The organism is Streptomyces enissocaesilis (assembly GCF_039533765.1).
Taxonomy (GTDB): domain Bacteria; phylum Actinomycetota; class Actinomycetes; order Streptomycetales; family Streptomycetaceae; genus Streptomyces; species Streptomyces enissocaesilis.
Genome location: NZ_BAAAUD010000031.1, coordinates 28,011 through 45,801 on the forward strand (window position 1 = coordinate 28,011; position 17,791 = coordinate 45,801).

The following is a 17,791-nucleotide window of genomic DNA, read 5'->3' on the forward strand; positions in this document are numbered from 1 at the left end:
TCGGCACACCGAAGCAAGCTGACCGAGGAGGGGACAGGGCCCGGTACCGCAACGGCGCTCGAGCCGACCGGTCCGGCTCGCCGCCCAGCCCCCTTCCGACAGGCCCGGCAGCGCCCGGTTGAGCGAGGGGCGCCCGGGCCGACCCGTCATTCGACGGTCGAATGCCTATCGCACATCGACGCGTCGGTGTACGGTCCGGGCCGATGGGTTCTGGGAGCGCTCCCATCCCACTGTTTCCGCTTCGTACGAGGAGGAAAGCTTTGAAACGCTTACTGGCCTTACTGGCGACCTGCGCGATGGTCCTCGGCCTCACGGCACTGTCCGGCCCTCAGGCCGTGGCCGCCACCGGCTGCAAGGTCGACTACACGATCACCAACCAGTGGCAGGGCGGCTTCCAGGCCGGAGTGAAGATCACCAACCTGGGTGCCCCCGTCACCGGATGGACGCTCAAGTTCACCCTGCCGGACGCCGGGCAGAAGGTCGTCCAGGGATGGAACGCCACCTGGTCGCAGTCCGGCTCCACGGTCACCGCCGCCGGCGTCGACTGGAACCGCACCCTGGCCACCGGCGCGGCCACCGACCTGGGATTCACGGGCTCCTCCACGGGCGCCAACCCCAAGCCCACGGCGTTCACGCTCAACGGCGTCACCTGTACGGGCTCCGTCGACGAGGAGCCCCCGCCGCCCGGCCCGGATCCCAACCCGGGCACCGGCACTCCCGTCGGTGTCAACGGACAGCTCCATGTCTGCGGCGTGAACCTGTGCAACCAGTACAACCGCCCCATCCAGCTGCGGGGCATGAGCACGCACGGCATCCAGTGGTTCAACAAGTGCTACAATGCCGCCTCCCTGGACGCGCTGGCGGCGAACTGGAAGTCGGACCTGCTGCGCATCGCCATGTATGTGCAGGAGAGCGGTTACGAGACCGACCCGGCGGGCTTCACCAGCCGCGTGAACAATCTCGTCGACATGGCCGAGGCGCGTGGCATGTACGCCATGATCGACTTCCACACCCTGACGCCGGGCGACCCGAACTACAACCTCGACCGCGCGAAGACGTTCTTCGCGTCCGTCGCCGCCCGCAACGCCGCCAAGAAGAACGTGATCTACGAGATCGCCAATGAGCCCAACGGCGTGAGCTGGGCGGGCATCAAGAGCTACGCCGAGCAGATCATCCCGGTGATCCGGGCCGCCGACCCGGACGCCGTCGTCATCGTCGGCACCCGCGGCTGGTCCTCGCTGGGAGTCTCGGACGGCTCCAACGAGAGCGAGGTCGTCAACAATCCGGTCAACGCCACCAACATCATGTACGCGTTCCACTTCTACGCGGCGAGCCACAGGGACAGCTACCGTGCCGCGGTGAGCCGGGCGGCATCGCAGCTGCCGCTGTTCGTCACCGAGTTCGGCACGGTGAGCTACACCGGCGGTGGAGCGGTGGACCGGGCGAGCACCACGGCCTGGCTGGACCTGCTCGATCAGCTGAAGATCGGCTACGCGAACTGGACCTACTCGGATGCCAATGAGGGCAGCGCCGCGTTCAAGCCCGGCACCTGCAACGGCAGCGACTACAGCAGCAGCGGTGTGCTGACCGAGTCCGGGGCGCTGCTCAAAAACCGGATGAGTACCCCCGACAACTTCCCTACCAGCTGACCTTCGACGGGGCTCCGGCTGGACCGGAGCCCCGTCCCGTCCCGCCCGTCGGGACCGCTCCCTTGCCCTTTCGCACCCCCGGCTCGAAGGCACACGCACGCCTCCCTCTCCCGCGATTACCGCGGCGCCGCCCTCTGGACCGGCGGTCCTCACAGCCGTCGTGCCCCGGTGGGCGCGGTCCGGGCCTGCGTGGCCGGCCTCCCCCGCCAGGGTCCGGTCGTTCTCGCGCCGCAGCGGAGCGATCAGGCCCCGCATGGAGGCCGGCGCCGGCTCCCGCGGTTCCGGCCGGCTGAACCGGTGCGCGAACCGCTCGCGTACCACGACCAGTTCACCCGCCCGCGTCCTGACATCAGCAAGGTCCCCCGCACCCAGCCCCGCCAAAGACACATCTGTCCAGCAGTCAGGGCAAGCACCGTTGCGGTACTGGGCCGTGCGGGAGAAGTCGCCGGTGTGCTGGGCCGGTCGTCCGGGGAAGTCGTGGGCGGCCATCCACTGCGTCGTCACAGCTGTTCGCGCCCATCGCCTGCGAGCGCGTCGGCCGTAAGGGCCGTAATGGTGATGATCCACCGTGCAGGCGAGTGCGCGGATCCTCTCCGTCGGGCGGCCCCGCGCAGGCCGTATCCGCAGCGGGCCGCCGCCCGGCGATCGTGTCATTTCGCGCCACCCGCGGCGTGAAAGTGGCGCAAACAAACGTTGCCGCTCCGTTTCACGGCGAGCAACCTGGAGTTACGGGAGCGCTCCCACACCGTCGACATCCCCACAGCAAACCGGACTTTCCCCACAGGAAGAAGAAGGTCATGGATTGTCATATGCATGCCCATGGAGGGCGGCGTCGTCTGACGTTCGTCCTGAGCACCCTCGTCGCGGTGCTGCTCAGCCTGGTCCCCTGGAGCGGCACCGCCGTGGCCCATGGATCGGTCGTCGACCCGGCATCGCGCAGCTACGGCTGCTGGCAGCGCTGGGGCAGCGACTTCCAGAACCCGGCCATGGCGCAGCAGGACCCCATGTGCTGGCAGGCGTGGCAGGCCAACCCCAACGCCATGTGGAACTGGAACGGCCTGTACCGCAACGGCTCCGGCGGCAACTTCCAGGCAGTCGTCCCGGACGGGCAGCTGTGCAGCGGCGGCCGGACCGAGGGCGGTCGCTACAACTCGATGGACACCGTGGGCCCGTGGAAGACCACGGACGTCGGCGCCAACTTCACCGTCAAGCTGTACGACCAGGCCAGCCACGGCGCGGACTACTTCCTGGTCTACGTCACCCGGCAGGGCTTCGACCCCGCCACCCAGCCGCTGCGCTGGAGCGATCTTCAACTGGTGGCCCGCACCGGCAAGTACGCGCCCAGCCAGAACTACTCGATCCCCGTGAGTACGTCCGGCTACAGCGGTCGTCACGTCGTCTACACGGTCTGGCAGGCCTCGCACATGGACCAGACGTATTTCCTCTGCAGTGACGTGAACTTCCGCTGACCTCGCCGGTCGTCCGGCAGGCCGCGTCCGTACCCTGACGCACCGCCCCGAGGGCAGGCCACCACCGCGTCACCCGGTGGTGGCCTGCCACTGGTCGGATCCGGCGGCATCCGCCGTGACGAGTGCGTCCGTACGGGACGAGCGGGAGCCCGCCGGAACACCCCGCCCGACCGGGGGCCGTCCGTCGCCTGCGGCGCATGCGGACCGGCCCGCCGGGCCTCGGAGCCGGCGGGCCGCAGCCCGGTCGCGTTTGCCGCCCGGGGAGACGCCACCGCATGCGGGCAACCACGTGTGCAAGCACCACCGCCGTGCAAGCGCCACCCCTGTGCAAGCGCCCTCGCCTCTGGAGCCGACATGTCACGACGCCGCTGGACCGGGCCCCTTCTGCTGGCCCTCCTGCTGACCACCCTCACCTTGTCACCCGCCGCGCCCCAGTCCTTCGCGGCGACTCCCCCCGCAACGTCGAACACCACGGCGACCCGGACGGGAACGGCGCAGGACACCGCGCCGGTGCCCCTGCCGTCGCTCAGTGCGACCACCACCCAGGTCGCCTCCGGGCTGAGACGGCCCACCGCTCTCGTCGCCCCCGACGACGGCACGGGCCGGCTGTTCATCACCGAGAAGCCCGGCACCGTCCGCGTCTACCACCCGGACACCGGTCTGGCCCGGACCCCGCTCATCGACATCACCTCGGCCGTGGACGAATCGGGCAACGAGCGCGGTCTGCTCGGCATCGCCCTCCCCCCCGACTTCGCCGACAGCCAGGACCTGTACCTGGCGTACACGGCACTGCCCGACGGCGCGGTCACTCTCGCCCGCTTCCGGCTCGACGAGTCCCGCCTGGAGGTCCTGCTCTCCCAGGAGCACGCCGAACACAGCAACCACAACGGCGGCCAGCTCGCGTTCGGCCCCGACGGCAACCTGTACTGGAGCATCGGCGACGGCGGCGGCTCCGCGGACCCCCTGCGCGCCGGCCAGCGGTTGGACACCCTGCTGGGCAAGATCCTGCGCATCGACGTGAGCCGCGGCTGCGGCCCGCTCGCTTACTGCGTCCCCGGCGACAACCCCTTCGTGGACACCCCCGGCGCCCGTGAGGAGATCTGGCTGTACGGGCTGCGCAACCCGTGGCGGTTCTCCTTCGACAGGGCCGACGGCTCGATGTGGATCGGCGACGTCGGCCAGGGCCGGTGGGAGGAGGTCGACCACCTCGCTCCCGGACAGGGAGGGCTGAACCTCGGCTGGTCCTGCTACGAGGGGCTGGAGAGGTTCGACGGCGGCCACTGCGTGCCCGGCGAGAAGTACACCGAGCCGGTCTTCACGTATTCCCCCTACACCGGCGGCTGTTCGGTCATCGGCGGCCACGTCTACCGGGGCCGGAAGTACGCCGGCCTGGTCGGCGGCACGTACATCGCCACCGACTACTGCTCGTCCACGGTCTGGGCACTGCGCCCCGACGGCAGGGGCGGCTACGAGCAGGCCGAGATCGGGGAGATGCCCACACAGGTGACATCGATCGGCACGACCGCCGACGGGGAGTTCTACGTGGTCAACGACCTGCCCGGCGGCCTGCACCGCGTGTCGTTCGCGCGGGAGGAACCGACCTGTCGTGTGGACCGCACCGTGAGGACCTGGGGCAGCGGCACGACAGTCGACCTCACCGTCACCAACACCGGCAGCACCCCGGTGAACGGCTGGACGCTTGAGTTCCCGCTGGCCCTCGGACAGGCCGTCATCTCCGACTGGAACACCGACCTGACCCAGGGAAGCAACACGATCGCGGCAGCCGACGCCTCGTACAACGCCACGATTGCTCCGGGCGCGAGCATCACCCTCGGCTATCTCGCCAACCACACCGGGGACTCGTCGCCGCCGCCGCGGTTCACACTCAACGGGGACGCCTGCGCCATCGGCCGCTGAGCCGCCGGCCCGCCGGTCCGTGAGCCGGAAACCCGCACCTTCCGGGAGCACTCCCCTCAGTCGGGTGGCGACGGGTGAGCGCGCCGTGGACAGGCGGGAGAGGCAGCCACGACGGTGCGTGTCCGGTCAGCGGCGGATCTACTGATCAAGGAGAGGCGCCAAGTGAGCGGGATGACGATCGGGCACGAGTCCGCCGGGGAACCGGCCGGCGGTGAGATGCCGTCGGCCGCGTACGACGGAAAGCGCCCGGCTGAGAAATCTCAGCCGGGCGCTTGTCCGGGTCCCGCACTCCACTGACCGGTCGTCAGCGGTCGGTCGTCACGAGGTGGGATGTCGTGACCGGTGCTTCCTGTCCTGGCGCAGCGACCCGCTCACCGGAGGTGGTCAACAGGGGAGGGTGGTCTTGCCGGCAGCACCGGTGGTGCCGGTGGTGCCGTCCGCGAACACCGTGGCGGCGGTGCCGTTGCCGCCGGGCTTGCCCGGGCACACCGGGCTGGCCGCGCCGCCGGCACCGCCCGTGCCGCCCGTGTGGCCGCCCCCGGCCTTGGAGGCACCGCCGTTGCCGCCCTTGCCACCGGCGATACCGGCACCGGCATCGCCGACGCCGCCCACTCCGCCCTTGCCGCCGGTTCCGCCGAGCGTGGCGTCACCACCGGCGCCGCCACTGCCGCCGTTGCCGTTGGCACCGCCGGCGCCGCCCGTCCCCCCGGCCCCGCCGACGCTCGCGCTGCCGGTGGCGTTGCCACCGGCGCCTCCGTTGCCTCCGTTGCCGTTGGCACCCGCGGCGCCACCGGTGCCGCCGAGGCCGCCGATACCGCCGAGGATCCCGGCACCGTTGGTGCCGTTGCTGCCGGGGGCCCCGGCGCCGTTGTGAGTCCGGGCGCTGCCCGTACCGGGCTGGGCGGAGGCGAGGACGGGAGTGAGGGTGAGACCGGCTACGGCGATCGCGGCGATCAGGAAGGTCCGGGTAGTGGCCGTGGTGCGCATGGAGCGCATGAGGTACTTCCTTCGGTTTGTGCGGGCGGAGAGATTCTCTGCCCGACAGCCCCCAACGTAGGCAAGTGCGAAGCCCTGCGCACTCCGATGAATGATCAAATGTCTTTAAATAGCCTGAATCATCAAATTTTGGCCGTAAATCCCTAATTCCGGATCCGTCATCAAGGATGGCTGGTGCGCTCAGGGCATCAGCACCCGTACCGTCCTGCTCCAAGCTCTCCTGGAGCGTTCCCCCACGCGGCTCGGCAAGGACGACGCACTCCCCCACCGGCACCACGCACCTGACAGCTCGTCAGAAGGAACGTCATCTGAGCGTCAAAATATCGCCCGTAACACCCACACCACACATCACACGCGCACACACCACAGGCCCGACACCCTTGGCGATCGGTTCGGAATCGCCACACACTCCATGTGGAGCGTCAGCGGGTCCTGCCCGGTGACGGGGCCGGGCGCACACCGGTGGCCTGGGGGCAGGCCCTGAACCAGCCGAGGCCAGGGCGCCGGTCGTCCGTCGGCACAGGGGCTCTTCATCTCGCGACGTCGCGACAGCTTCACGCCCCCACGCATGCCGCGCAGGCGAGCAGCCCGCCATGCCGGCCGAAGATACGGCAGTCCCGGTGTTGCGCAGAGTTTCGATCGCCGCCCCATGAAGAATGCCCGTATGGGGCATCTCGGGTACTTCATCCTCGTCATGACAGCCTCGGCACTCGCACCGCTTCTCGCGTTCGCCGGCCGCCGCTGGTTCCGTGTGCCGGTTGTGATCTTCGAGATCGGCCTGGGCATCCTGCTGGGGCCCGACGTCCTGGGATGGGTGCGCACGGACGCTCTGCTGGACACGCTGTCGGAGCTCGGCCTGGCGATGCTCATCTTCCTGGCCGGCTACGAGCTCGATTTCGCCGCCCTGGGGCGCGGCACGCTCCGGCGCGCGGTCGGGTCCTGGCTGATCGCCCTTGTGGTCGGAATCGGAGCGGCGACAGCGCTGGCCGAAGGGGACATCGATCACGGCCTCGTCATCGGAACAGCGCTGACGAGTACCGCTCTCGGTACGGTGCTGCCCATCCTGCGCGACAGCGGGCGGCTCGGGGGCCGGTTCGGTACGGTCATGCTCGCCTTCGGCGCGGTGGGCGAGTTCGGACCGGTCGTCGCCATGGCCCTGCTCCTGAGTGGGCGCCGGCCGCTGGCCTCCGCCCTGGTGCTGGCGCTCTTCGCCGTGATCACGGTGGCGGCGGTGTGGTGGGCGTCCAGGCAGAGAGCTCCCTGGTTCTCGCAGGTCGTCGAGACGACCGTGCACAGCAGCGGCCAGTTCGCGGTCCGTTCGGTCATGCTGCTCCTCGCCGCGATGCTCGCGCTCTCGGCGGTTCTCGGACTTGACGTCCTTCTCGGCGCGTTCGCCGCCGGGGTCATCACCAAGCTCGTCCTGGCCGGCTCGTCCCCGGCCACCGGCCACGAGGTCATGGGAAAAGTGGAAGCCATGGGCTTCGGATTTCTCGTACCGCTGTTCTTCGTGGTCACCGGCGTCGAGTTCGATCTGCGCGCTCTCCTGGAGGGCGGCCGGGCCCTGCTGCTCGTCCCGGTCTTCCTCGCTCTCTTCCTCGTGGTGCGAGGTCTTCCCGTCTACGCACTGGCTCCGAAGGATCTCGCTCCCCGCGACCGGGAGGCGTTGTCCCTGTACTCGGCCACCTGTCTGCCCCTGGTGGTCGCGATCACCACGATCGGCCTGGACGAAGACACCATCGGCACGGACGAGGCCGCGGCGCTCGTCGGCGCCGCCATGATCTCGGTGCTCGTCTTTCCGCTGTTCGCGCTCCGCCTCGGTGGACGTTCCGCCGGCAGTGCGCGGCAGCGACGCCCGAACCGCTCGGATTCGTGAAGGCGGCGAGGCTGTCGGAGCAGCCCTTGCCCACCACCCGGCCCTCGTCCACCGCCCGGCCCTCGTCCCAGGGCCTTCGTCCCGACGGAGCAACCCTGCTGGCAACGGGGTGACACCCCGGCGAGAGTGGCAGAGGGCTCGCCGTCGGGCTGCCGCAGCTGGCCGTGAAGGAGAACGAGATGACCGAGATGATCCAGTCCAAGCCGGCGGAAGCTGCGATCAGGCAGGCCAACGAGAGCGTTCGGAACCGGTTCCCCTTCGGCGACACCCAGGACATGGACGACGCCCGCCGCGGCTTCATGGGCACCGCGCAGGACGGCCGCATCAGCAGCGCCGACGGCCGTGTCGTGTGGGACCTCGACGCCTACGGCTTCCTGACGCAGGACTGCCCGTCCACGGCCAACCCGAGCCTGTGGCGGCAGAGCCGCCTGGTCGCCGACCACGGCCTGTTCGAAGTGGTGGAGGGCATCTACCAGATCCGTGGTTTCGACCTGTCGAACATGACGGTCGTCGAGGGCCGGCGGGGGGTCCTCGTGATCGATCCCCTCATCTCCGCCGAGACCGCCGCCGCAGCCCTCGCTCTGTACCGCAGCCACCGCGGGGACCGGCCCGTGGCGGGCGTCCTGTACACGCACAGTCATGTCGACCACTTCGGCGGCGTGCGGGGTGTGGTGAGCGAGGAGGAGGTCGCGGCCGGGCTGCCGGTGATCGCGCCGGAGGGCTTCCTCGAACACGCGGTCAGCGAGAACGTCTACGCGGGGACGGCGATGGCCCGCCGCGCCGCTTACATGTACGGGGCCGCCCTGCCGAAGGGTGAGCGCGGGCAGATCGGCGCGGGGCTCGGTCAGACGACGTCGACGGGCGCGGTCGGCCTGATCCCGCCGACGCTCGACGTCACGCGCACCGGGCAGACGGAGACGGTCGACGGTGTCCGGATGGTCTTCCAGCTCACCCCGGGGACGGAGGCACCGTCCGAGCTGAACATCCACTTCCCCGGCCACGCGGCGCTGTGCCTGGCGGAGAACGCCACCCACAACCTGCACAACCTGCTCACCCTGCGCGGCGCCGAGGTCCGTGACCCACGGATCTGGGCCCGCTACCTGACGCAGGCGATCGAGCTGTTCGGGGAGTCCACCGATGTCGCGTTCGCTTCCCACCACTGGCCGGTGTGGGGCCGGGAACGGGCCCTGGCCTTCCTGTCCGAGCAACGCGACCTGTACGCCTACCTCCACGACCAGACGCTGCGGATGCTCAACCGGGGCATGACCCCGCTGGAGATCGCCGAGGAGATCCGGATGCCCCCCGCCCTGGAGCGGGCCTGGCACACCCATGGCTACTACGGCTCCGTCAGCCACAACACCAAGGCCGTCTACCAGCGGTACATGGGCTGGTTCGACGGCAACCCCGCGCACCTGTGGGAGCATCCGCCCGTCGAGGCCGCGACACGGTACGTCGAATTCATGGGCGGCGCCGAGGAGATCCTGCGCCGGGCCCGGGAGTCCTTCGCCGAGGGCGACTTCCGCTGGGTCGTCCAGGTCGTCGACCACGTGCTGTTCGCGGCCCCGGACAATGTCGAGGCCGCGGCCCTGCAGGCGGACGCTCTGGAGCAGCTCGGATACGGGAGCGAGAACGGCACCTGGCGCAACTTCTACCTCACCGGCGCCCTGGAACTGCGCCAGGGGCCGGTCGGCTCCCCCACCGTCACCATGTCCCCCGACTTCCTGCGCGCCCTCACCCTCGACCAGCTCTTCGACGCTCTGGCCATCCGTGTCGACGGCCCCCGCTGCTGGGAGGCCGACATCACCGTGCGCTGGAACCTGAACGAGGGGCAGCCGGTCACGCTGCGGCTGCGCAACGGCGTCCTCACCCACGTCACCGGCACCGGCCCGGCAGCGGCCGATCCGGACGTCGAGGTCGCGCTCGACGAGGCCGACCTGCGCGCTGTCCTGCTGGGCAGCGTCTCCCCCACCGAACTTGTGGTCCAGGGACGCGCCCGAACCTCCGGTGACGCGGACAAGCTCACCGAACTGCTCGGGTACCTCAGCGAGCCGGACCCGGACTTCGCGATCGTCACTCCCTGATCCGGCACGGCACCGACGCGTCCGCTCTCCTCAGCTCCGTCCTGACCAGGCCGGTATCCCATGGGGCAGAGATCATCGAAAGGGGCTGGTCATGGCAGGTGTCGACGCGGCAGCCGCGCAACGCATGGCGGACACCCTCTTCGTCGAGCCCCCGTGGCGCAGTCCCAGTTCGACGCGCTTCTGGGCTCTGCTCGCCCTCGCTGCCGTGATCGCCGGGGCGGGCGTCGTCGGTGACTCCTCCGCCACTGTCATCGGCGCGATGATCGTCGCTCCCCTGATGACGCCGATCCTGGGAAGCGCGCTGGCTCTTGTCCTGGCCGACCGGCACCATGTGGTGCGCAGTGTGCTGCTCGTCCTGGGCGGGGCGGTGGCGGTGGTCGTGATCGGCATGCTGCTGGGCTGGATCGTCTCTCCGCCTGACGGCTTCGCCTCCAACAGCCAGGTCTCCTCCCGCATCAGTCCCCGCCTGATCGATCTGGTCGCGGCTCTGGCCACCGGGACGGTGGGTGCCTTCGCACTCGTTCGCGCCGACATCTCGGATGCTCTGCCCGGCGTCGCGATCGCCATCTCCCTCGTTCCGCCACTGAGCGTCACGGGCCTGCTGATCACCGCACACCGGTATCATGACGCCGGTCAGGCGGCGCTGCTGTTCACCACCAACGTGACCGCGATCGTCGCGACAGGGACCGTGGTCTTCCTGTGCTACGGCGTGCGGGCCGGAGCCGCCGCCGCTCAGCTGCGTGTGGGCGAGTTCCGCGGGCGGACCCTGGCCGCCGTGATCGTCGTACTGCTCCTCGTCGCCGTCCCACTCACCGTCGGCTCCTTGACGGTCGGCCGCGACCGCTTGCTGGCCGCCGATGCGCAGCCCATCGCCGAGCGGTGGGCCGCCGACAGCACATGGCAGATCGCCTCGGTCGAGGCCCGTAACGGCATCATCGTCATCGGCGTCCTCGGGCTGCCCCCGCAGCCCGCCCCGGCGGCGCTGCGAGAGGCACTGGACACGGGCGGCCTCGGTGACGCCGATCTCGAACTGCACCTCGTCGGCGGGCGGACGCACTGGTGTCCGGCCGGGACGGACAACTGCACCGTGCGGGAAGGCGGCCGCATCGGTCGCACCGGAGCCGCGCGCGGCACGGCGGCGTCCTTCGCGCGACCTCGCACGATGCGTCCATGAGTGCGCAGCGTCTGCGGTCGCGGGCACCTCGCCGGGGCCCGAGCACGGCCCGTGACCGGCGGGCGCGAAGCCAGGCGACCGCCTTGTTTCTGGTCGCGGCAGGCGCAGTGCTCGGCTGGGGGCTGCCGATGTGGGAGAAGCACCTGCCCGCGGCGGGGCTGAGATTCGACGCGTCGACGGCTCAGGCGACCCTGGCCGCCATCGCAGGGAGCATGATTACGCTGGCCGGCTTCGTCGTCACGGCCATCACCCTGGTCGTCCAGACCATTCTGAACATGTCACCGCGGCTCGTAGGAGCACTCGGGCACTTCCCGCGCTACCTCATCGTCTTCGGTCTGCTCGTGGGAACCGCCGTCTACGCGCTCGTGGGCCTCAGCCATGTCACGGGCGACGAGGTGCCGCGGCTGAGCGTGACACTCGCCATCGTGCTGGTCGTCTTCGACGCGATCGCCGTCCTCTACCTACTCGCCTCCCTCCGGCACGCCGTGACCGGCGGCGGCCTCTCCCGCTCGGTGGGCGGTGAGCTGCGCACGGTCATCGACCGGATGTTTCCGCCGCACGAGGCGTCACCGGTCATCACGGCTCCCTCGGGCCCGCGGCCCGGCACCCGCGTCCCGGTGGTGCACCGGGGCCCGCCAGGTGTCGTGTCGGCGCTCGCCGAGAGACGTCTCGTCCGCCTCGCCGCCCGCCACGACTTGCGGATCCAGGTGGTGTGCAGCGTGGGTGACTTCGTGCGGTCCGGTACGGCGGTCGCCTTTCTCCTGACCACCGGACCGTTCCCCCGCCGGCTGCCCGGCCGTATCGCCTCCTGCATCCACTACGCCCCCAGCCGCACCGTGGAACACGACGCCGCGTACGGGCTCCGGCTCCTCGCCGACATCGCCGTCAGAGGACTCTCCCCGGCCATGAACGATCCCACTACGGCCGTCCAGGCGCTGGACCAGATCGAGGACGTACTGCTGAGGCTGTCGGACCGCCCGGTCGGCCCCGCGTGGCTCGTCGACGGCGAAGGAGAGGCCCGCGTTTCTTACCCGGCGCCGCAGTGGCCGGACTTCGTGGCCGTGGCCCTGGACGAGACGCTCGCCTACGGGGCGTCGAACCTTCAGACCGTACGCCGCCTTCGCGCCCTTCTCGACGGGCTGGTCGACGCCGCACCCGCGGACCGGAAGGCTGCCGTGGTGGAGCGCCGGCAGGCACTCGGGAGGCTCGCCGAAACGGCCCTGGCGGATCCGTTCCTGCGCGAAGCGGCCTCCCATCCGGATCCGCAGGGCTTGGGGGGCCCGAACCCACGCGGTACACCATCAGGAAACGATTGACCGAAATGCAACTTTCGATCCATTCGCGTTTACTGAACGGCACGACCTGAACGCACTCATGGCTACGGAGGCGGATGTGGCGACCCTGACCGTTTGGAAGTTCGACTCCCCCGAAGGGGCCGAAGCGGTGGAGAGCAGTCTGCTCCAGTTGCAGAAGCAGGAGCTGATCAAGGTCGTGGACGCGGCCACGGTCAGCTGGCCCGAGGAGGCGAAGAAGCCGAGGACGAAGCAGCTGCACGACCTCGCGGGCGCCGGCGCCCTGTCCGGGTCCTTCTGGGGAATGCTCTTCGGCCTGATCTTCCTCATGCCGCTGTTCGGAGCGGCGATCGGGGCCGCCGCCGGCGCTCTCGGCGGCAAGCTCGCCGACGTCGGCATCGACGACGACTTCATCGACTCCGTCAAGACCGAAGTCGGACCGGGAACTTCGGCGCTGTTCCTGCTGTCCCAGGACGCGGTGGTGGACCGTGTGAGGGAGGCGTTGCCCCATGGTCACGCCCAGCTGATCCACTCCAACCTGGACGGCGTCAAGGAAGCGAGACTCCGGGAAGTGTTCGCGGACTGAGTCCCGTCCCCAACCCGGCTCCGCGACTCGGAGGATCGACATGGGCGACGCCGTCGGGCAGATGCTGGCGTCCGCGGTCGGCATCGCCCTCAGCCCCCTTCCGCTCATCGCGGTGGTGCTGATGCTCGCCACCCCACAGGGACGAGCGAACGGTGGCTCGTTCGCCTTGGGCTGGATCACCGCTCTCGCCGCCGTGGTGACGGTCGCCGTCCTCGCCGGCGCGGGTGCCGGCGCCTCAGGCAGCGGCGGGCCCGCGGTCTGGACGCTGTGGACGAAGCTGGTTCTCGGTGTGCTGTTCCTTCTGATGGCCGTGAAGCAGTGGAAGAGCCGGCCACGGCAAAGCCGGGGCGCCGAGGAGACCCCGCGATGGATGCGGGCGATCGACACCTTCACGCCCGCCCGAGCGGCCGGGTTGGCGGCGGCGCTGGCCGTCGCCAACCCGAAGAACCTCGTCCTGGCCGCCGGCGGTGCGCTGTCGATCGCGGGCAGCAGCGCCGCGGCCGGCGGCAGAGCCACCGCGGCCGTGCTCATGGTGCTGATCGCCTCGCTGCCGGCCCTCCTGCCGCTGGGGGTCCATCTGCTGGGCGGAAGCGCCTCGACACGGATCCTGAGCGAGTGGAAGTCCTGGATGGGTGAACACAACGCGGCGATCATGGTGACCTTGCTCGTCGTCCTCGGTGCCAAGTACACCGGGGACGCGGTCAGCGGACTGACAGGTTGACGAGCGGGGGGCGCGTCGGCCGCAATTGTCGCCCTCGTAGGTGCGGAGCGAACAGATCACGAGCACGTCGATCGCGATCGGGGTGACTGCCCACAGCGGCACGTGCGGCAGCCGGACGAAATTCGCCACCAGACTCGGTGCGGCGGGGGCCACGCCCAACGGGCACCCCGAGTCGCCCCGTCGAGGATCGCCCCGCCCACTCCGGTGAGGAGTGGACCGCCCGAGTCACCGACGGGAGAAGCACCAGCCCTCACCTGTGCCAGAACGGATACCCGCGCTGGTCAGCCCGTCCGGGCTGGATGCACAGCTGTCACTTCCCCCTGCTGCGCAGCAGGAGCGCACCGCAGAGCCCTCCGATCACGAACATGAGGAGGAGAGCCAGGTACAGCGGCATGGTGACGACGGGCACCAGCAACCGGATCTCGATGTCCCGGGTGTTCTCGGCGATCAGGACGATCGCGAGGGCGGCCAGCACGGCCGCGGTGATGCGATTCGGTGTCAGGGCGATGCGCCGGCCCGTGCGCCCGCGGTCGGCGGCCCGGCCCGACGGGGTCTTCGCTTCTTCTTGGCTCATGCCATCAGCTTCCGCGTACCCCGGCGGACCTGGCCCGGTGGACTGCGCCGTACGGGTGATCCCCGCCCGGCCGCTCCCCCTCCGGTGACCCGGCCGCTCCGATCACACCGTTGGGCGGTCCGTCACGAGAGCCCAGATCACGAAGACGCCGATCGCGATGGCGATGATCGCCCAGACCGGCTGGTAGGGCAGCCACAGGAAGTTGGCGACGATGCTCAGCGCAGCCATAGCGACGCCCAGGCCGCGGGCCGCCGCGCCGCCCTTGAGAATTCCGAGACCTGTGAGGATCAGCACGACGCCGATGACGAGGTGGATCCAGCCCCACGTGGTGAGGTCGAACTTGTAGACGTAGTCCCCGATCCGCTCGTAGATGTTGTCCTCGGCGATGCCCGCGATGCCGTTGAGTACGGCGAGGACTCCGTCCACGAGCAGCAGGACACCTGCGAACACGGTTCCGCCGCGTGCCCACGCGCCGGAGCCGCCACGGGCCTCGCCCCCCTGCCGCATGCGTGTGGTGCCGGTTGCGTCGGGAGAGTTCGGGTTATCGGCCACGGTTGCCTCCTCGGTTCACTCAGGCAGCATCACCCGGACGGCCGGAGCCTGCGAGACGGACGGGGCCGTTCGGGTGAGCCGTTCCGCCGGGGATCCTCAACCACGCGGTGCGGAGACGAGGAGGCCGGGCAGGCCGCTCGCCCTGGGTGCGGTGGTGCGGCCCGTCAGGTGCCCAACCGCTGCGCGACCCGGGCGGCCTCTGGGGGTTCGCCGGAGCCCGCACGCTCGGGGTGGCGCGGGCCCCGCCCTCCCAGCGGCGGTGCCCGGCGCGGCGTTCGCAGTCCCGGACCCCACGTACGAGGCGGACCTGAGTCATGGCGCCCGGAAACGGGCCAGTGGGGTGGAACACCAGAGGTCAGCTCGTCTTCGAGCCGCTGCGGAAGAAGGGGTCTTCGAGCGCGTCCGCTGAGCACTTTCGCCGCCATCGGCTCCTCGCGCGGCTGGAGGATGCCCGGTGAGCGTTTCCGGGATCGCGAGCTCATGTGCTTGTAACGGTCGGACTGGGGTACCCGAGCGGATTGGCGTCCAGACGAAGGAGAGACATGGACGACGTCGCCGTTCCCGGCACGGGAGATATCCCGGTGTCCGGGTACCAGGCGCTGCTGTCCGGCGGACTGCTGGACGAAGCTCTGGGAAACTTGGTGGCGTCCGCCATCGTGGTCGACGACGACGGCTTCATCGTCGCGGCCAATGGCGCGGCCCAGAGCTTGCTGGGCAGAGATGCCAAGGAACTCATCGGCCAGGACTTCCACGACCTGCTCCACCGGGACAAGCATGGACATGCCATGCCGCGCACCCGCTGCCGGATAAGGAAGGCGCTCCTCACAAGGAGCACCAGACATGGCGACGCCGAGTGGTTCGCCCGCGGGGACGGCACTCTCGTCCAGTTGTCCTGGCTGGTCACACCCTGTACGCCGGGTCCGGGCCTGACGGGCGCGCTGGCGCTGTTGTACGAGTTGCACCGGGAGGACGTGCAGCAGAGCGAGGGCGGGCACCCCGGACCGCTGACGGAACTGGATCGCCTGGCTCTGCTGGCGGAGACGACCACGCAGCTCACGTCCACCCTGGACGTGAACGAGGCCCTGCACCGACTGGCGGCCCTGACCGTGCCCCGGCTGGCGGACTGGGCGGTGGTCGACCTCCTCACCGAACGCGACGAAGTGCGACGTGTCCTGGTGATGCAGCACAAGGACGGCATTCTGGTCGAGCGGGACGACCTGCAAGGCCCGATGCCCCCAGTGCCGGAAGACTCCCCGATGCCGCTGTCACGGGCTCTGCGCGGCGCCGCCTCCACTCTTGCCGGTCCCGCCACTTACCAGGGCCCACCCGATTCCGGCATCGCGGTCGAGCAACAGCGCCTGTTCACCGAGACGGGCATGCACTCCGCTGCCATCGCACCCATTCGAGGTCTGCGCGACGTACTCGGCGCCCTGACCCTGGGCCGCGCCCAGCGTCAGGGCGCCTTCACCCCCGCCGACCTGCCGCTGCTGGAGGACCTCACCCGCCGGGCGGGCCTGGCGCTGGACAATGCGCGCCTGTACCAGCGCCAGCGCAAAGTCGCCGAAACCATGCAACGCCACCTGCTGCCCCAGCTGCCCATGCTGCCGGGGCTTGAGATGACCGCGCGATACGTGCCCGCCCCGGACGCCTCCTCCGTGGGAGGTGACTGGTACGACGCCTTCGCTCTGGCCCCCCATGCCCACGCCCACGCACTGGCCATCGGCGATGTCGTGGGACACGATCTCGACGCAGCGGCCGGTATGGCGCAAGTCCGCAACATGCTGCGTGCCTTCGCCTGGTCCCATCCGGAGGCCGCCCCCAGCGCCGTCGTCACACGGCTCGACGAGGCCGTGATGCACATAGCCGAGGTACCCATGGCGACCATGATCCTCGCCATGCTCACAGTCGGTGACGACACGCTGTGGCGCCTGCGCTGGACGAACGCCGGCCACCCCCCGCCCCTGCTCGTCACCCACGACGGTCAGGCCCACTACCTCGACGAAGCTCACGGCATACTGCTCGGGGCCGGAGTGACCAGACCTCGCCCCGACGCCGTCACCGTCCTACCGCCCCGGGCCACGCTCCTGCTCTACACCGACGGACTGGTCGAGTCCCCGCAGCACTCCATCGACCATGGACTGAACCGGCTGCGCCGGCACGCCGCCTCCCTCGCCCACCGTCCCCTGGACTCCTTCTGCGACTCCCTGTTGGACCAGGTCCGCCCCCACGACAACGACGACGATGTCGCCATGATCGCGCTACGCACACCCGCCCCCGCACAGGAGCAATGACGCGAAACGCCTCGCGCAGGTGTCGCGGACGAAGGGTGAGCCGCCGACGGGCGTGCCGGTCCACCGTCCGGCGCGGCGGTACCGGGGTGCCCGGGCGGAGGCCGGGCACCCCGGCCGTGTCATGGCGAGGGGCCGGCCGATGAGGGATGCTTCGTGCGGACGGCGTACGTTCGTCGGGCGACTGCCAGGGCTGACCCGGAAACACAGCCGACGGACGGAGCGCCCGCGCTCGACGCTGGCGGCGGCCGGTCTCGCCCTCGCCGGCCGGGCTGGCGCTCGAACGGCGCGGGGCTTCGGGGTCTCCGTCGGCCGAGGACCCGTGGTGCGGCTGCTCGACGCGTTACCGGAACGGGAGGCACCAGATCCGCGGGGGGCCGGTGCCCGATGAGTACGCCATACGCAAGGGCCGCCACTGCGGCACCCTCCTGGTGGACGTGGAAACCCCGTCGGCCGCACGGGTCGGCACGCGCTCCCCGACCGGGGAGCGCGTCTCCTGCTCCTCGCACGCGACCGCTCCGGGGAACCGGCCCGGACCGTGTCCGTCATATGCCGGGCGCAGGCGTTTCCCCGGGGCGCGGCAAGGAATACCCTTAATAAGGCATAACGGGCATCAGTG

At 70.1% G+C, this 17,791-nt stretch carries 13 protein-coding genes and 2 pseudogenes; 10 read left to right on the forward strand and 5 right to left on the reverse strand.

Annotation, left to right across the window (positions count from 1 at the left end; genetic code table 11):
* The first annotated feature begins 260 nt into the window (after nt 1-260).
* The gene (locus ABD374_RS13970) at nt 261-1,649 is read left to right on the forward strand and encodes a cellulase family glycosylhydrolase (RefSeq protein WP_344494981.1); all 1,389 of its coding nucleotides are present in this window, start codon (nt 261-263) and stop codon (nt 1,647-1,649) included.
* A gap of 165 nt (nt 1,650-1,814) precedes the next feature.
* Here the strand turns inward: ABD374_RS13970 and ABD374_RS13975 are convergent.
* Nucleotides 1,815-2,021: pseudogene (locus tag ABD374_RS13975) on the reverse strand (IS701 family transposase); the annotation flags it as partial.
* Nucleotides 2,022-2,446: 425 nt separating this feature from the next.
* Between ABD374_RS13975 and ABD374_RS13980 the strand changes: the two are divergent.
* Nucleotides 2,447-3,118 (forward strand): lytic polysaccharide monooxygenase auxiliary activity family 9 protein, encoded by a 672-nt coding sequence (locus tag ABD374_RS13980; RefSeq protein WP_425577234.1) that lies wholly within the window; start codon nt 2,447-2,449, stop codon nt 3,116-3,118.
* Nucleotides 3,119-3,472: 354 nt separating this feature from the next.
* Nucleotides 3,473-5,035, forward strand: coding sequence for a PQQ-dependent sugar dehydrogenase (locus tag ABD374_RS13985; RefSeq protein ID WP_344494983.1), 1,563 nt, complete (start codon nt 3,473-3,475; stop codon nt 5,033-5,035).
* Between the two features lie 384 nt (nt 5,036-5,419).
* On the opposite strand, the gene ABD374_RS13990 is transcribed toward ABD374_RS13985, so the two are convergent.
* Nucleotides 5,420-6,031 (reverse strand): hypothetical protein, encoded by a 612-nt coding sequence (locus ABD374_RS13990; protein ID WP_344494984.1) that lies wholly within the window; start codon nt 6,029-6,031, stop codon nt 5,420-5,422.
* Nucleotides 6,032-6,695: 664 nt separating this feature from the next.
* On the opposite strand from ABD374_RS13990, the gene ABD374_RS13995 reads away from it, so the two are divergent.
* From ABD374_RS13995 to ABD374_RS14020, 6 genes are all read left to right on the forward strand, one after another.
* Complete coding sequence (locus ABD374_RS13995) at nt 6,696-7,904, forward strand: cation:proton antiporter (protein WP_344495185.1); 1,209 nt, start codon at nt 6,696-6,698, stop codon at nt 7,902-7,904.
* Nucleotides 7,905-8,083: 179 nt separating this feature from the next.
* Nucleotides 8,084-9,985 (forward strand): alkyl/aryl-sulfatase, encoded by a 1,902-nt coding sequence (locus ABD374_RS14000; protein ID WP_425577235.1) that lies wholly within the window; start codon nt 8,084-8,086, stop codon nt 9,983-9,985.
* A 91-nt stretch (nt 9,986-10,076) separates the two neighbouring features.
* Nucleotides 10,077-11,159, forward strand: a complete 1,083-nt coding sequence (locus ABD374_RS14005; protein ID WP_344494986.1) for a DUF389 domain-containing protein — start codon at nt 10,077-10,079, stop codon at nt 11,157-11,159.
* The gene (locus ABD374_RS14010) at nt 11,156-12,475 is read left to right on the forward strand and encodes a DUF2254 domain-containing protein (RefSeq protein WP_344494988.1); all 1,320 of its coding nucleotides are present in this window, start codon (nt 11,156-11,158) and stop codon (nt 12,473-12,475) included. The genes ABD374_RS14005 and ABD374_RS14010 overlap by 4 nt, the downstream gene beginning before the upstream one ends.
* A gap of 76 nt (nt 12,476-12,551) precedes the next feature.
* Nucleotides 12,552-13,037 carry a DUF1269 domain-containing protein gene (locus ABD374_RS14015; RefSeq protein WP_344494990.1) on the forward strand — a complete coding sequence of 162 codons (486 nt, stop codon included), beginning with the start codon at nt 12,552-12,554 and terminating at the stop codon, nt 13,035-13,037.
* A 40-nt stretch (nt 13,038-13,077) separates the two neighbouring features.
* Nucleotides 13,078-13,758 (forward strand): GAP family protein, encoded by a 681-nt coding sequence (locus tag ABD374_RS14020; protein WP_344494992.1) that lies wholly within the window; start codon nt 13,078-13,080, stop codon nt 13,756-13,758.
* A 48-nt stretch (nt 13,759-13,806) separates the two neighbouring features.
* On the opposite strand, the pseudogene ABD374_RS34605 reads toward ABD374_RS14020, so the two are convergent.
* The 3 genes and pseudogenes from ABD374_RS34605 to ABD374_RS14030 all read right to left on the reverse strand — a co-directional run.
* Nucleotides 13,807-13,911: pseudogene (locus tag ABD374_RS34605) on the reverse strand (DUF7144 family membrane protein); the annotation flags it as partial.
* Between the two features lie 157 nt (nt 13,912-14,068).
* Complete coding sequence (locus ABD374_RS14025; protein WP_344494994.1) at nt 14,069-14,332, reverse strand: LapA family protein; 264 nt, start codon at nt 14,330-14,332, stop codon at nt 14,069-14,071.
* A 102-nt stretch (nt 14,333-14,434) separates the two neighbouring features.
* Complete coding sequence (locus tag ABD374_RS14030; protein WP_344495189.1) at nt 14,435-14,839, reverse strand: DUF7144 family membrane protein; 405 nt, start codon at nt 14,837-14,839, stop codon at nt 14,435-14,437.
* A gap of 587 nt (nt 14,840-15,426) precedes the next feature.
* Between ABD374_RS14030 and ABD374_RS14035 the strand changes: the two genes are divergently transcribed.
* Entirely contained in the window at nt 15,427-17,175 is a 1,749-nt protein-coding gene (locus ABD374_RS14035) for a SpoIIE family protein phosphatase (protein ID WP_344494996.1), read from the forward strand.
* The last annotated feature ends 616 nt before the right edge of the window (nt 17,176-17,791 follow it).